General features: G+C 64.5%; 18 protein-coding genes and 1 tRNA gene. 9 read left to right on the plus strand and 10 right to left on the minus strand.

From position 1 onward, the window contains the following. Positions 1–88: 88 nt before the first annotated feature. The 3 genes from NKH01_RS26480 to NKH01_RS26490 all read right to left on the minus strand — a co-directional run bounded on the left by NKH01_RS26480 (position 89) and on the right by NKH01_RS26490 (position 2487). Positions 89–1078 carry a DUF2332 domain-containing protein gene (locus NKH01_RS26480; protein ID WP_353023199.1) on the minus strand — a complete coding sequence of 330 codons (990 nt, stop codon included), beginning with the start codon at positions 1076–1078 and terminating at the stop codon, positions 89–91. 257 nt (positions 1079–1335) lie between these two features. Then, positions 1336–1412 (minus strand) — tRNA-Arg (locus NKH01_RS26485). A gap of 154 nt (positions 1413–1566) precedes the next feature. Beyond that, complete coding sequence (locus NKH01_RS26490) at positions 1567–2487, minus strand: zinc-binding dehydrogenase (RefSeq protein ID WP_353023201.1); 921 nt, start codon at positions 2485–2487, stop codon at positions 1567–1569. 205 nt (positions 2488–2692) lie between these two features. Here NKH01_RS26490 and NKH01_RS26495 point away from each other — a divergent pair, with 205 nt between their 5' ends. Next, positions 2693–3505, plus strand: coding sequence for an AraC family transcriptional regulator (locus NKH01_RS26495; RefSeq protein WP_353023203.1), 813 nt, complete (start codon positions 2693–2695; stop codon positions 3503–3505). Positions 3506–3539: 34 nt separating this feature from the next. Here NKH01_RS26495 and NKH01_RS26500 read toward each other — a convergent pair whose 3' ends face one another. Further along, positions 3540–4433, minus strand: a complete 894-nt coding sequence (locus tag NKH01_RS26500; protein ID WP_502912678.1) for a D-alanyl-D-alanine carboxypeptidase family protein — start codon at positions 4431–4433, stop codon at positions 3540–3542. 249 nt (positions 4434–4682) lie between these two features. Here NKH01_RS26500 and NKH01_RS26505 point away from each other — a divergent pair, with 249 nt between their 5' ends. Both NKH01_RS26505 and NKH01_RS26510 read left to right on the plus strand, forming a co-directional pair. After that, entirely contained in the window at positions 4683–5789 is a 1107-nt protein-coding gene (locus NKH01_RS26505) for a hypothetical protein (protein ID WP_352791071.1), read from the plus strand. Between the two features lie 345 nt (positions 5790–6134). Beyond that, on the plus strand, positions 6135–6755 hold the full coding sequence (locus NKH01_RS26510; RefSeq protein WP_352495059.1) for a nucleoside triphosphate hydrolase: 621 nt from the start codon (positions 6135–6137) through the stop codon (positions 6753–6755). A gap of 43 nt (positions 6756–6798) precedes the next feature. On the opposite strand, the gene NKH01_RS26515 is transcribed toward NKH01_RS26510, so the two are convergent. Next, positions 6799–7080 carry a hypothetical protein gene (locus NKH01_RS26515; protein ID WP_353023205.1) on the minus strand — a complete coding sequence of 94 codons (282 nt, stop codon included), beginning with the start codon at positions 7078–7080 and terminating at the stop codon, positions 6799–6801. Here NKH01_RS26515 and NKH01_RS26520 point away from each other — a divergent pair. After that, positions 7073–7198, plus strand: a complete 126-nt coding sequence (locus NKH01_RS26520) for a hypothetical protein (protein ID WP_352481498.1) — start codon at positions 7073–7075, stop codon at positions 7196–7198. The genes NKH01_RS26515 and NKH01_RS26520 overlap by 8 nt on opposite strands. A gap of 21 nt (positions 7199–7219) precedes the next feature. Here the strand turns inward: NKH01_RS26520 and NKH01_RS26525 are convergent, their stop codons facing one another. The 3 genes from NKH01_RS26525 to NKH01_RS26535 form a co-directional block, all read right to left on the minus strand. Further along, positions 7220–7924: a glutathione S-transferase family protein gene (locus tag NKH01_RS26525; RefSeq protein ID WP_352548054.1), complete on the minus strand. Its 705-nt coding sequence runs from the start codon at positions 7922–7924 to the stop codon at positions 7220–7222. 136 nt (positions 7925–8060) lie between these two features. Continuing rightward, complete coding sequence (locus NKH01_RS26530) at positions 8061–9269, minus strand: beta-ketoacyl-[acyl-carrier-protein] synthase family protein (protein WP_353023207.1); 1209 nt, start codon at positions 9267–9269, stop codon at positions 8061–8063. A gap of 4 nt (positions 9270–9273) precedes the next feature. Further along, on the minus strand, positions 9274–9528 hold the full coding sequence (locus NKH01_RS26535) for an acyl carrier protein (RefSeq protein WP_023677013.1): 255 nt from the start codon (positions 9526–9528) through the stop codon (positions 9274–9276). A 223-nt stretch (positions 9529–9751) separates the two neighbouring features. On the opposite strand from NKH01_RS26535, the gene NKH01_RS26540 reads away from it, so the two are divergent. Genes NKH01_RS26540 through NKH01_RS26560 form a run of 5 tightly spaced genes read left to right on the plus strand, consistent with a single transcriptional unit; the run spans position 9752 to position 12128 of the window. After that, positions 9752–10573, plus strand: a complete 822-nt coding sequence (locus tag NKH01_RS26540) for an urease accessory protein UreD (RefSeq protein ID WP_502896922.1) — start codon at positions 9752–9754, stop codon at positions 10571–10573. A 28-nt stretch (positions 10574–10601) separates the two neighbouring features. Beyond that, a complete protein-coding gene (locus tag NKH01_RS26545) occupies positions 10602–10904 on the plus strand; it encodes an urease subunit gamma (RefSeq protein WP_023677011.1) in 303 nt (100 codons plus the stop codon). Between the two features lie 23 nt (positions 10905–10927). Beyond that, on the plus strand, positions 10928–11185 hold the full coding sequence (locus NKH01_RS26550) for a DUF1272 domain-containing protein (protein WP_023722547.1): 258 nt from the start codon (positions 10928–10930) through the stop codon (positions 11183–11185). Between the two features lie 35 nt (positions 11186–11220). Continuing rightward, positions 11221–11814 (plus strand): HupE/UreJ family protein, encoded by a 594-nt coding sequence (locus tag NKH01_RS26555; RefSeq protein WP_352999300.1) that lies wholly within the window; start codon positions 11221–11223, stop codon positions 11812–11814. Between the two features lie 8 nt (positions 11815–11822). Continuing rightward, on the plus strand, positions 11823–12128 hold the full coding sequence (locus NKH01_RS26560) for an urease subunit beta (protein ID WP_023722545.1): 306 nt from the start codon (positions 11823–11825) through the stop codon (positions 12126–12128). A 26-nt stretch (positions 12129–12154) separates the two neighbouring features. Here the strand turns inward: NKH01_RS26560 and NKH01_RS26565 are convergent, their stop codons facing one another. After that, positions 12155–12649, minus strand: coding sequence for a hypothetical protein (locus NKH01_RS26565; protein ID WP_023722544.1), 495 nt, complete (start codon positions 12647–12649; stop codon positions 12155–12157). A gap of 126 nt (positions 12650–12775) precedes the next feature. After that, on the minus strand, positions 12776–13159 hold the full coding sequence (locus NKH01_RS26570) for a hypothetical protein (protein WP_023722543.1): 384 nt from the start codon (positions 13157–13159) through the stop codon (positions 12776–12778). Positions 13160–13280 lie beyond the last annotated feature (121 nt).

Genomic DNA, 13280 nt, shown 5'->3' on the forward strand with positions numbered 1-13280 from the left:
TCAAGACGCAAGCAGTGGCAAACGAGCATAGATGAAACTGAGAACTGATGGCGTCTCTGGCCAAGGACGGCAATCCACCACCTATAGCCTACGCCTCGTCCGCGATCCATTCGAGCGAGGCGCCATGCGGGTCAGTCCAAGCTACAGGGGAGCCGTTCGCAGATAGGAGGAAGCGGCCGGGCGGCCAGCTTGCTCCGGCGCGTGTGGCGATGGACGGGAAGACGCGAGGGAACTCGTTCGATACCCAATAAGGAGAAAGACGCATCGCCTGCTCGGCGAAAGCTTCTCTGTCACCAAGGTCGGAAACATAGTCGAGGACGGCTGTGTGAAAGATGACGAGTGTAGCGTCGTTTGGCGCTTCGTTGCAGAGTTGCACGAGGTCGCTCCCGCGCAGGTCACCCTTCACCACCCGAGGCTTGACTGTGGCAGCGATCTTTAGGGCCGCCCGCAGATTGGCAAGCCGTTCTGTCTGTTCCGGCCAGACCAGTGTCTCAAGCCATGCGACTTGCGAGTCGTCCGAAGCATCTATCGGGCTCAGGTCCAATCCCGCCCGCCAGACGACTTGCGGCAAGGCCGTCGGCAATGGCGTTGTTTCGCTGGCGAGGCATCGGAAGACAGGCGGCTCCAAAGCCATCGCGGGTGCGCGGATCACCTTGCGTCCGTAGTCATAGCCATAGAGGTCGGGCATGAGGCAGAGCCCTGCGGAGGTCCCGACCTCGATGAGGGCCAGCGGCTGCGGCAAACGCGCCAGGACGGGGAGCAGGGTGGCGCACCTTCCCGGCTCGTTGGTTTGCGTTGAGCGCTCGAGCATGAGCGAGCGGATAGCGTCGGGATTAGCCTGAAGCGCCTGGCGAAACTCGGTCCACCCTGTCGGCGTGCCGAACAGGTGACGCACCGCGGCAAGTAGAAGGTTCGGTTGCCGCTTTACGTCCGGGAGGGTCGACAGGAAACCGAGCGTCTCCCGGTTCCCAGCGACTGCCCGAGCCAACTCCTCGTAGAGCGGCGAGCGACCGCGAGCTTCCGTATCGGCAAAGCGAATGTATCGGGCTGAGATCTCGGCCAAGCCCTCCTCGTCCATATCCGCTGATCCTCGGTCCCGACGTCTCATCACAGTACACGATCCACGGATCTGGTTGGAGCCAGGCCCGGCGTTTTTACACAAGCTAGACCCCCTGCGGACTTCCCGCGGTCGCCTACTTAACAGTCGCGTTATGAGGCCGTGCGCAATCCAATATCTGGGGAACTGTCCCTAATTGGTGTCTCACCCAGGGGTGCGGTCCACCATGTCTCCGGTATAAACCGTAACCTATGTGTCCGGGCCGTGCACTTGGGAGTTGGCGCACCCGACAGGATTCGAACCTGTGACCTCTGCCTTCGGAGGGCAGCGCTCTATCCAGCTGAGCTACGGGTGCCTTCAGGATCGGTGATCCCAAAAACGAACCAGCCGGTAAACCGGCCAGCCACGGCTTCTTAGCGGAAGCAGGCGCCGGCTTCAACGGGCAATCGCGGACGGGCTCAGATTGCCGTAGCAGCCCAGACGGTGTCCCGTCCGGCGGCCGCGCCTGCTCATTCCGTCATGGTGAGCACTGCCTTGCCGCTGATGCTGCGCTGCCGCAGCGCGTCGAGGGCCTGGCCGACGTCCCGCCACGGCACGGTCAGGACCACGCGCGTTTCGAGCCGGCCGGCTGCGATCAGCGCGAGCAACGAGGCGATGTCGGCGCCGACCTCCGGACCGGAAGCGTAGTAGGCGAAGGTCTGCAGCCGCGCGCCTTCGTGACCCGGGACGAACTGGCGGAACCCGATGGGCGTGAGTTCGCCGCTGCTCGAGCCGAACATGACGACGGTCCCGCCGGGCGCCACCCGTTCGATCGCGTGGGCGAGGCTGTCGCCGCCGACCGACTCGGTAATCAGCGAGAACAGTCCTTCGGCGAGCTCGATCGTTTCGACGACCCGCTCGGCTCCGAGGCCGCGGAGATCTTCGGCATGCCGGGCAGCGGCGACCGCCGTCACCGACGCGCCCTGCTGGCGGGCGATCTGGATCTGGAAACGGCCGACTGCGCCGCTTGCGCCGGTAATCAGGACCCGCTGGCCGGCCAGGTCGCCGCCGTGGCGCAGGGTCCGCAGCGCGGTCGTGCCTGCAACCGGAACAGTGGCGGCGGAGACGAAGCTGACATCGTCCGGCAGCAGGGCGAGGTGGTCCGTTGGAACGGCGACGCGCTCGGCCCACCCGGCCTCGTCGACCAGAGCCGCTACCCGGGCGCCGACGGCCGGCCCGGAGCCATCGCCCGCGGCGCGCTCGACAATTCCGGCGACGTCCTGGCCAGGCACCCAGCCGTCAGGGCGGATCTTGAGCAGGCGCAGTTCGCCGCGATTCAGCGAGACTGCCCGGACTGAGACCAGCGCCTGGTGCGGGGCGGGCTCGGGCTCGCCAAGCTCGGCGAGCTTCAGCCCGGTGGCGCTATCGGAAGATGTGACCAAGGCGAGCATTGGTATCGTCCTTTCTTGCTGCATGGGGGACGCCAGTCTGTTTTCGTGCGCCGGGCTTGTTGGTCCGACGTTCAGAACGCAAGCAGGGTATGACTATCTGGAAGCCCGCCCTGTCGTCTTCTGAGTTACTCAAGGCCCTAAACTATCGACTTTCCTGTTTGAGTAATTTAGATATCTTGGCACTTGATCGCTAAAATCAGTCAATATGAAACAGCCTCTCCGCTACCCCTGGCCGAATTTCGATCCGGATGACGTCCTTGCGCCGGCAATCGCCGTGCGCGTTGACGTTACCGAAACCAGGGCGGAGGTGCCGGACCACCGCCACCGCAAAGGCCAACTCGTCTTCGCGCTGGGCGGTGGCGTCACATGCCGCGTCCCCAGCGGCCTGTGGATGGTGCCGCCGCATTGCGCGGTGTGGATTCCGGGCCGCATGGAGCACAGCAATATCGCGACCGCCAATGCCCGGATTTTCTTCGTCTATATCGAACCGGGTGCTACCGACCTGCCGGACCGGTGCTGCACGCTTTCGATCACGCCGTTGCTGCGCGAGCTCATCATAGAGCTGGCGGATCGCGTTGAGGACGATGACGCGAGGGGCGAGCTCCTGACCAGGGCTCTGCTCACCGAACTGCCGCGCATGCCTGTCCAGCAGCTGCATTTGCCGATCTCGTCCGAGCCGCGCTTGAGGCGCATCGCCGCGGCGTTGGCGCAAGATCCTGCCGATCGCAGCACCCTGGCGGAATGGGCCAATCGCGTCGCACTCAGCGAGAGCAGTCTGGCACGTCTCGTGGTGAAAGAGACAGGGCTGACCTTCGGGCGCTGGCGCCAGCAAATGCATTTGATCGTCGCATTGAGCGAGCTGGCCTCCGGCGCGAGCGTGCAGCAGGTTTCGGCCGATCTCGGTTACGAATCGGTCACCGCCTTCATCACCATGTTCAAGAAAGCGCTTGGCAAGCCGCCGGCAAAGTATCTCAGCAGTGTCGCGCAAAACGGCGGTTCTGCGTTTGTCGCCCGATGAGCGCCCTGATTCGCCGCCCGCCGGACGTCACCCCTCACTGCTGCTCGGCGTACAACAGCCGCGTCGTCGCATTCGCCGTCCCCGTCGACAGGCTGCGCTGGATCAGCGCCTCGACATGGTCGTTGCGCTGGCGCGCGCTGTCGGCGCCCATCACCACGATGATCAGCCGGTGCCCGTCCGCATTATAGGAGGTGACGATGTTGAAGCCGGAAGCGCGGATGTAGCCGGTCTTGATGCCGTCGACGCCGCGCACCCGGCCGAGCATGTCGTTGTGGCCGCGCACCAGCCTGCCGCGAAACATGAAGTCGCTTTCGGAGAAATAGTGGAAATGCTGCGGGAAGCGGGCGTGCAGCGCCATGCCGAGCACCGCCATGTCGCGCGCGCTCGTGTGCTGGTCGCCGTCCGGCAGGCCCGAGGCGTTGCGGAATACCGTGCTGCTCATGCCGATCTGGCGCGCCTTGGCGGTCATCATGCCGGCGAACGCCTCTTCGCTGCCGCCGAGATATTCGGCAACGGCGACCGCCACGTCATTGGCCGATTTGACGACGATGGCGCGGATCGCCGAATCGACGTCGATGGTCTCGCCGCGCCTGAACCGCAGCTTGGTCGGCGGCTGCCGGGCGGCGTTGTCCGACACCGGAATTTGCGTCTCCTTGCTGATACGGCCCTGGTCCAGCGCCTCGAACAGAAGGTACAGCGTCATCATCTTGGTCAGCGACGCCGGATAACGCGGCGCCGTCGAATTGACCTCGAACAGCGTCTTGCCGGTGCCGGCATCGATGACCATCGCGGCATATTTCTGCGGCGGCGCCGGCACCGCCAGCACGCTGTCAGGGGGCGTCACCGTCGTACAGCCGGCCGCAAACAGCAGCAGCATCAGCACCGCGACGTAATTGTGGATGAGCGAAAAGAAGCGGAAGGCGGACAAGTCGGTTCCGAAGGCAGGCTGTTTCTGAGACGAGGCGAAGCTATCTTAACGCAAAGGCACAGTCCATTTGGTTAATATCGTCGCGCCCTGGAATGGTGCCCTGTCCACAGGCAGACGTGGCGGCTGTGCCAAGCCGTCCGATGCGAATTGCCGGCCGCCGCGCTTGCGCAAGGGGCGGCGAGTGGGCTTTGCTGGCGCCGGCAGAATCGGGCCGCCAGAATCGGGCTGGCAGAATCGGTAGGTGCGCACATGGATACGGTCACGATTACGGCAAAGGGGATTTCGGTATCGGTTGATCTTGCCGTCGGCCATCTCGCCGACATGGCGATCGAGATCGACGGCCGTCGGCTGAAGCCGCTGCATCGCGCACCCTGGGTCGAAGAGCCGCGCGAGACGCTGCCGAAAGATCTGCCTGAAGGGACGGTCCACCTGTCCGGCGATTTCCTCTGCGCGCCGTTCTCGACCAGCGACGTCGAAGCGGCACCTTTGCATGGCTGGCCGGCCAATAGTCGCTGGGACGTCGTCGACAGCGCAGCAACGGCCGATGGCTGGCGCGCCGTCTTCCGTCTGCAGCGTCCGGTCATGGGCGCGACCGTCGACAAGATCCTGACCTTGCGCGACGATCATCCGTTTCTCTATCAGGAGCACGTCTTTTCCGGCGGCGCCGGCGCCATTCCCGTCGCCCATCACCCAATGACGGGGATGAAGGCCGGCGGCAGGCTGGCCTTCTCGCCGAAGCGCCTTGCCGCGACGCCGAGCGAGGCGCCGGAGCCCGATCCGGCCCGCGGCCGCTCTTTGCTCGCCTACCCGGCACGGACCGCCGACCTGACGCGCTTTCCCGCCGCCGACGGCGGCATGATCGACCTGACCGCCTATCGCATGGACCAGCAGCGTGAGGACTTTGTCACGCTGGTCGAGGCCGATCATGGCGGGCCGGGCTGGACCGCGCTGGCGCGCCAGGCGGAAGCCGATCTCGTGCTGGTGCTGAAGAACCCGGCCGAACTGCCGGTCACCATGCTGTGGGTCAGCAATGGCGGGCGCGATTATGCGCCATGGAGCGGCCGCCATCGCGGCGTGCTCGGCATCGAGGATGGCCGCACCGCTGTCGGCCACGCCGCATCGCTCGGCGACAACTGGCTGAAGCGCGAAGGCGTGGCGACCGCCTTTGCGCTTTCTGAAGGGCGCAGCTTTTCGTTCCGCCATGTCATCGGCGCACTGCCGTGGCCGTCCGGCGAGCCGCCGCGCGACGTCGCGAGCTTACCGGGCCGCATGCGCATCCTGGCCGCCGACGGCGCCGTGCGCGACATTGGCTTCGACAGCGACTTCCTGCGGATCGGCAGGTCGGCCCCAGCTTGAGAGCTCGCCTCCCCACCTTCGTCATCCCAGGGCGGAGCAGGAGCGAAGCGACGTCGCGGAGACCCTGGGATCCATGCCGCGACCGTCGTCGAGGAATGCGGCGGAACAGAATTCTGCGCCGCTGAGGCGCCCTGATGTCACGGCATGGATCCCGGGGTCTGCGCTGCGTCGCTTCGCTCCTTGCTCCGCCCCAGGATGACGAAAGGGACGATCGTTTCGGGCAATCTCAAAGCTTTGCGATTTGCCGACGGACGGTCAAAATCCCTGAGCGAGGAAACTAATCTCGGGTTTGAAATTCCCGCGAATTGTCGCCAAGATCGAAAACACTCAGCCAGAAAGGCTCCAATGTCAGAGATCGCCCATATTGCTGCTGCCATCTTCAAGCGCGCCGGCAAGGCGCCGCGCTTCATCGTTGCCATTGCCGGTCCGCCCGGCGCCGGCAAATCGACATTGTCGGCAGGCTTGCACGACCTGCTGCCGGAAGGCACGGCGGAAGTCGTGCCGATGGATGGCTTCCATTACGATGATGTCGTGCTCGAGCGACGCGGCCTTCGCCAACGAAAAGGTGCCCCGGAAACCTTTGATTTTGCCGGCTTCGAAACGCTGCTCAAGCGCATCCGCGCCGGCGAGCCGGATATCGCGATCCCGGTCTTCGACCGCAGCATGGAGCTGTCGCGCGCCGCCGCTGCGATCATCGCCGCCGACACCAAATTCATCCTGGTCGAAGGCAATTATCTGCTGCTCGACGAAGAGCCATGGACGCGGCTGGCGCCGCTGTTCGACTTCTCGATCTTTGTCGATGTGCCGCGCGCCGACCTCGAGCGCCGACTGCTGGAGCGATGGCACGAGCACGGCCGGTCCGACGAGGACGCGCGCGCCTGGATTGCTTCCAACGACATGCCGAACATCGATCGCGTGCTTGCCCGTCGGCGGCCCGCCGACCTGGTGGTTGGTGAACAGGCCTGATCTGTAAGGACTGTTCGGCCGGAACCTTAACACTTTCAGGCCGTTATCCCGGACACGGCAATCGTGCCGCATGAGGGAACAGTTCGATGGAAACCATGGCAAGAAAGCCTGCGCCCGCCAAGGGCAGGGCAACACGATCAAAAGCAACGCGAGCGAAAACCAGCGCCGGCCCGGCAGGGGCGGCCCGCTCCAAGGACGCGGCAAAGCCCAGCTTTGGCAAGGCGGCGCCGAAGAAGGTGGTGCCTGCCGCGGCCAAAGCCGCTGCACCCAAGCCCAAAAAGCCGGCAAGCAGCAGAGGATCGATCGCAGGCAGCGCAATGCGCACCGTCAAAACGACGGCCAACGTCGCCGCCGGTGCCGTGCTTGCGACCGCCAAAGGTGCGGCCTCGCTTGCCGCTTCCGTAGTCGGCAAGGGCTCGAAACCCCGGACCAAGGCAAAATAGCCGGGCCAGTCTGGCTTTCGATCAGGCTCTGGCCGGAATGGTGAGGCCCCTCTGCACCGCCGGCCGGGCAAGGCCGCGCTCCAGCCATGCGCCGACGCTGGGGAAATCGTCGAAACCGACGAGTTCCCGTGCCTCATAAAAGCCGATCAGATTGCGCACCCATCCAAGCATCGAAATGTCGGCGATGGTGTAATCGTCGCCCATGATCCAGCTGCGGCCCTTGAGCCTCGTTTCGAGGACGCCGATCAGCCGTCGCGACTCGTCGCGATAACGTTCCAGGGGGCGCTTGTCGGCGATTTCGCGCCCGGCGAATTTGTGGAAGAAACCGACTTGGCCGAACATCGGCCCGATCGAAGCCATCTGGAAGAACACCCACTGGATCGTCTCGTAACGCAGCGTTGCGTCTGCCGGGACCAGCTTGCCGGTCTTGTCGCTGAGGTAGAGCAGGATGGCGCCGGATTCGAACAGGCCGATCGGTTTGCCGCCCGGGCCGTCCGGATCGATCATCGCCGGTATCTTGCCGTTCGGGTTCAAAGACAGGAATTCCGGTGTCCAACTTTCGTTCTTGCCGATGTCGACAGCATGCGGCTCGTACTGCAGGCCAAGTTCCTCCAGCGCGATCGATATCTTCACCCCGTTCGGCGTCGGAAACGAATAAAGCTGGATGCGGTCGGGATGGTTTGCCGGCCAGCGCGTGGCAATCGGAAACGCGGACAGATCGGTCATCGAAACTCCTGGTCGGGGGGCGCCCCGAACGGCGCGGTCACGGCGGGTCGCAGAGAGTTAGGCGCGACGCCTGGCGCGATCAATATGCGCATGGAAAGTTTCACCGGCCCCGACGAAACCCGGCAAGGGGTGCGGTTCAGACGGCTTTGACCGCCAGCACCGCATTGGTGCCGCCGAAGGCGAAGCTGTTGCTGATCGCGGTGCGCACCGCGCGCTCGCGCGCCACGTTCGGCGTGATGTCGAGATCGCAGTCGGCGTCGGCTTCCCGATAGTTGGCGGTCGGCGGCACGATGCCGTCGCGGATCGCCATCACGCAGGCGATCATTTCCAGCGCGCCGGACGCGCCGAGACAGTGGGCGTGCATCGATTTGGTCGAGGAGATAGAAAGCTTGTAGGCATGGCCGCCGAAGACACGCTTGATCGCCGCCGTCTCGATCTGGTCGTTGGCCTTGGTGCCGGTGCCATGCGCGTTGAGATAGTCGACGTCTTCCGGATTGAGCCCGGCATCGACGAGGCAGAAGCGCATCGCCGCCTCCGGCCCTTCGATGGTCGGCGCAACGATGTCGGAGGCGTCGGCGGAAAGGCCGACGCCGGCCATTTCGGCAAGGATGGCGGCGCCGCGCGCCATGGCATGCTCATAGGTTTCCAGCACCACCATGCCCGCACCCTCGCCGAGCACAAGGCCTTGGCGATCGGCCGAAAACGGCCGGCAGGTGTCCGGCGACAATACCCGCAGGGCCTCCCAGCCCTTGAGGATGCCCCAGACCAGCGGCGCATCGGTGCCGCCGGCGACCATGACGTCGGCACGGCCGAGCCTGATCTGGTCGACCGCCGAGGCAATGGCGTGGTTGGATGACGAGCAGGCAGAGGTGATGCCGAAGACCGGCCCGCGCAGACCAAGATTCATGCTGACGTGGCCGGCGGCAGCGCCCGGCATTACTTTCGGCACGGTGAAGATGCCGGCGCGGTTCTTGCCTTCGAGCAGGATGGCGCGATAGCTCTCTTCGATTGCCTCCCAGCCGCAGACGCCGACGCCGACGATGGTGCCCATCCGATAGGTGTTGGCCGCGTGCGGGTTCAATCCCGCCTGCTGTGCCGCCTCCCGCGCGGCGATCGTCGCCAGAAGGCTGAAGCGGTCCATCGACACGACCTGCTTGCGGTCGATGCCGTGCTCGGGAAGCGTTTTGATTTCGCAACCGACCCTGACCTTGAGGTCATACAGCTCGGAATTGACGATCGCACCGATTGCCGAACGGCCGGTGCGCATCTCATTCCATATTGCTGGTGCATTGGTGCCGAGCCCGCATAACCCGCCGATGCCCGTGATGACGATGCGCTTGTGCATTCAGTCAGGCTTTTTTCGCGATCAGCGCGCGAACCGCCTCGACCATGTCGCCGACATTCTTCAGATTGCTCCAGGCATCGACCGTGTTCATCTCGATTTCGATGCCATACTCTTCCTCGAGATCGAAGATGATTTCCGTCAGTTCCAGCGAATGGATGCCAAGGGCGGTCAGTTCGGTACTGGTGGTGATTTCCTCGCCGCCCGGCTCGGCATGAGCCTTGATCTTGGCGATGATATCGTTTGCCAGCTGGTCAGCCATTCGGTTTCTTCCCCAACTCTGTCGTTTCCCGACGCCAACTGATCAGCGCCCCTTTTGTCCTCGATTACGTCGTCATCGTCGCCTTTTACCCCCGCCAGGCGCCGATGACCGTACCAAGGTGGCTCCCTCTATAGAAACCGAAACGCTGTCAAGCAACAAGCTATATATCGACAAAGCCGCCGCAGTGCTTAACGTTGGTGTCGTGGACACGATCGCATATAGCTTGAGCTCAGTGCCGCCGGCCCAGCGCGTTGCCGGCGTCGCGCGGCTTGGCTGCGACTGGAACGGAGGCCGCACGCGTCTTCGGCGCTTGTACCAGGACGGCTCGGCCAAGATCCGCATGCCGGCAGTCTCGGCCGATCCGCTCGAAGCTGTCCTGATCAACACTGCCGGTGGGCTGACCGGTGGCGACCGTCTCGCCTGGCAGGTCGATGTCGGTGCCGGCGCCTCCGCAACCATAACAACGCAGGCCTGCGAGAAAATCTACCGCGCCGCATCCGATCGCGCCGAAGTGCGGGTGCAACTGACCGTCGGCGAAGGCGGCCACATTGCCTGGCTGCCGCAGGAAACCATCGTCTTCGACCGCTCGGTCTTTGCCCGCACGCTTGACGTGGAGCTTGCCGCCGGAGCCGAGGCGCTGATCCTGGAGGCTACTGTCTTCGGCCGCCTGGCCATGGGCGAACGGGCAGCGCAAGGCTATTTCCACGACCGCTGGCGCGTCCGCCAGGACGGAGCGCTGGTCCATGCCGAGGAGTTCCGCATCGGGCCCGACATTGCGGCCACCTTGAACCGTACGGCTGTGGCCGGTGGCGGCATCGCCGTGGCGACGCTGCTGATGGTGTCGCCGCGGGCAGAGGCTTTGCTCGAGCCGGCCCGGGGCATGGTCGGCGGCCAGGGCGGCGTCAGTTTCTGGAGTGTGCGGAAATCTGGCAAGCTTCTTGCGAGGCTGTTCGCCGAGGACGGCTACCAGCTCCGCAAGCGGCTGGTGCCGCTTGTCGAATTGCTCAACGGGCGGGCGGGCCTGCCCAAATTATGGTCACTCTGATTTCGATTATGCCACTGCAGGAAAAAGCATGAATCTGACGCCGAGGGAGAAAGACAAGCTGCTGATCGCCATGGCGGCGATCGTGGCCCGCAAGCGGCTCGAACGCGGCGTCAAGCTCAACCACCCGGAAGCGATCGCGCTGATCACCGATTTCGTCGTCGAGGGTGCCCGCGACGGGCGCGCGGTCGCCGAGCTGATGGAGGCCGGCGCCCATGTCGTGACCCGGGCGCAGGTGATGGAAGGCATTGCCGAAATGATCCACGATGTGCAGGTCGAGGCGACGTTTCCCGACGGCACCAAGCTGGTGACCGTGCACGAACCGATCAGATAATCACCAAAGGCGAGGAGAGGAAAATGCTTGAGCTGCGTCCCAACTGCGAATGCTGCGACAAGGATCTGCCGCCCGATGCGACAGATGCGGTGATCTGCACCTTCGAATGCACCTTCTGCGCGGACTGCGCCCAAAACGTGCTCGGCGGCGCCTGTCCGAATTGTGGCGGCAACTTCTCGGCCCGCCCGATCCGTCCGGCAGCGATGCTGAAGAAATATCCGGCCTCGACCCAGCGCATTCTCAAGGCAGAGGGCTGCGGCCCGGCCCGCAAGGCCGCGTGAGAGGCATGATGATCTCGAAGATGGAAGGTACGCCGATGATCCCCGCTACGATGAAACGCACAACGCTTTCGGCGGTCCTGCTGCTGGCGGCAGCTGGGCCAGCCTATGCCCATGTCGGCGACGGCACGGTTTCGTCCTTCACCGCCGGCTTCACCCACCCGCTCTCCGGCCTCGATCACATGACGGTGATGATTGCCGTCGGCCTGTGGGCAGCGCTCAAGGGCGGCAAAGCGATCTGGGCATGGCCGCTGGCTTTCGTCGGCATCATGCTGGCCGGCGGCGCGCTCGGCATCCTGCATGTGCCGATGGCTTTCGTCGAGCCGGCCATATTGGCGTCCGTCGTGGTGCTCGGGCTGCTGGTTGCGCTCGCCGTCGACCTTCCGGTCTCGGCCGGCGTCGCCGTCATCGGCCTGTTCGCGTTGTTCCACGGCTATGCCCACGGCACCGAGGTGCCCGAAAATGCGGGTGGGCTCGGCTACATGGCGGGCTTTGCCGCCGCCACCGCGCTGCTCCACGCCGTCGGCATCACTGCCGGTTTCAACCTCGGCTGGCGCTTCCGCGGACTTGCCCGCGTCGCCGGGGCCGCCTGTGCCACGATTGGCGCCGGCCTTGCTTTCGGCGTCCTGTGAGGGCCGCAATGATCCCAGGTGAAATCATCACGGCAAGCGGCGAGATAGAGCTGAACAAGGGTCTGGCGACCGTCACCTTGAAGGTAGCCAACAGCGGCGATCGGCCGATCCAGGTCGGCAGCCATTATCATTTCTTCGAGACCAATGAAGGGCTGAGATTCGATCGCGACCAGGCCCGCGGCATGCGCCTCGACATCGCTGCCGGCACCGCCATGCGCTTCGAGCCGGGGCAGGAGCGTGACGTTACCCTGGTGCCGTTCGGCGGCAAGCGCGAGGTCTACGGATTTCAGCAGAAGATCATGGGCAAGCTGTGAGATCGAAGGCGTCGAGCAGTTTCGGCTCAGCCGGGCGGCTTGGCCGCCGCATAGATGACGACCTTTCCCGGATCGTCGAATTCCACCGCCAGAACGTCCTCGGTTTGCACTCTCCGCGAGTCGATGGCGTTGAACAGCAATGCGTTCGCCTCGATCTCCTTGCGCAGCTCGGCAATGTCGTCCCGATGTTGCCTGACCTTGTTTTCGATCGCCGGCGGCGGGCCGCCTTCGGTGCGCGCGGCGTCGGTAAGAAACACGATATCGACCTTGTCGAGCTTGGACGTCTTGCGCACGACAGCGATGTTTTCACGCGTGCGGTCGATCGCCGAGCTGACCTTGCCGGCTTCCGCATTTGTCTTGGTCTCTTCCTGGCCGACCTCCGAGCCGACGATCCGGTTGACGGTCTCGGCGCTATCGAGGCTCTGCGCGTTCAGCGCGGCGTGCGGAATGCTGGCTGCCAGAAACGCGGTCGCAGCAATCCCATGCAGCCATCTGGTGTCGGAGAAGGTGGTGATCGCCATCGCTCGTTCTCAGGCTCCTTTTCGAGGCTTGTGTCAGGGCGACAGGACCGAAACGTAACTTCCCCTGTGAAGGTTCCCTTTGCGATGCGGCGGGCTGACCGGGCGCCGGCCCGCCGCCTCGCCTCGTCAGCTGGCTTTCTTGGTGATCAGCGTCAGCGCGCCATTGGTGCTCATGCTGGCGGCGATCACCTGCGCCGAGGTGAGTCCTTTCGCTTCGAGCGCGGACTTGACCTCCGGTGTCGCGTCGATCGAGCCGCGCAGCTTCTGCAAATCGGCATCGCTGCGCTTAGCGATCACCTCGTTGACCTTGGCTTGAGTGTCCGCCGGCAGATCCTTGATATCGACGACATTGATCGCCTGAATGGTGGGCGCCTGCGGCTGCGCCCCGGGCGCGGCAGGAGCAGGAGCGGCCGGCGCCGGACTGGGCTGCTGCGCAGGCTGTTGCTGGGCGCTGGCGGCGGTTGCGAGCACCAGCGTGGCGGCGGCTGCCAGAAGGGTCGTTTTGCGCATGGATGTTCCTTTCCATCGATTGGCAAATGGTCGTTTTGGGGTGGCCCGCCCACCTCAACCGCCAAATGGGATCGGAAAGTGTCGCTCAGCGGGTCATTGCGTGACCATAGGATGGCGGCAA

Source organism: Mesorhizobium sp. M1403, assembly GCF_040317695.1.
Lineage (GTDB): Bacteria > Pseudomonadota > Alphaproteobacteria > Rhizobiales > Rhizobiaceae > Mesorhizobium.

Coding starts and splice junctions, on each gene's coding strand:
- NKH01_RS26495 (WP_353023203.1), top strand. CDS start 2,693: ATGAAACAGCCTCTCCGCTACCCCTGGCCGAATTTCGATCCGGATGAC.
- NKH01_RS26555 (WP_352999300.1), top strand. CDS start 11,221: ATGATCCCCGCTACGATGAAACGCACAACGCTTTCGGCGGTCCTGCTG.
- NKH01_RS26520 (WP_352481498.1), top strand. CDS start 7,073: ATGCGCACCGTCAAAACGACGGCCAACGTCGCCGCCGGTGCCGTGCTT.
- NKH01_RS26510 (WP_352495059.1), top strand. CDS start 6,135: ATGTCAGAGATCGCCCATATTGCTGCTGCCATCTTCAAGCGCGCCGGC.
- NKH01_RS26560 (WP_023722545.1), top strand. CDS start 11,823: ATGATCCCAGGTGAAATCATCACGGCAAGCGGCGAGATAGAGCTGAAC.
- NKH01_RS26530 (WP_353023207.1), bottom strand. CDS start 9,269: ATGCACAAGCGCATCGTCATCACGGGCATCGGCGGGTTATGCGGGCTC.
- NKH01_RS26570 (WP_023722543.1), bottom strand. CDS start 13,159: ATGCGCAAAACGACCCTTCTGGCAGCCGCCGCCACGCTGGTGCTCGCA.
- NKH01_RS26490 (WP_353023201.1), bottom strand. CDS start 2,487: ATGCTCGCCTTGGTCACATCTTCCGATAGCGCCACCGGGCTGAAGCTC.
- NKH01_RS26565 (WP_023722544.1), bottom strand. CDS start 12,649: ATGGCGATCACCACCTTCTCCGACACCAGATGGCTGCATGGGATTGCT.
- NKH01_RS26550 (WP_023722547.1), top strand. CDS start 10,928: ATGCTTGAGCTGCGTCCCAACTGCGAATGCTGCGACAAGGATCTGCCG.
- NKH01_RS26480 (WP_353023199.1), bottom strand. CDS start 1,078: ATGGACGAGGAGGGCTTGGCCGAGATCTCAGCCCGATACATTCGCTTT.
- NKH01_RS26545 (WP_023677011.1), top strand. CDS start 10,602: ATGAATCTGACGCCGAGGGAGAAAGACAAGCTGCTGATCGCCATGGCG.
- NKH01_RS26505 (WP_352791071.1), top strand. CDS start 4,683: ATGGATACGGTCACGATTACGGCAAAGGGGATTTCGGTATCGGTTGAT.
- NKH01_RS26525 (WP_352548054.1), bottom strand. CDS start 7,924: ATGACCGATCTGTCCGCGTTTCCGATTGCCACGCGCTGGCCGGCAAAC.
- NKH01_RS26535 (WP_023677013.1), bottom strand. CDS start 9,528: ATGGCTGACCAGCTGGCAAACGATATCATCGCCAAGATCAAGGCTCAT.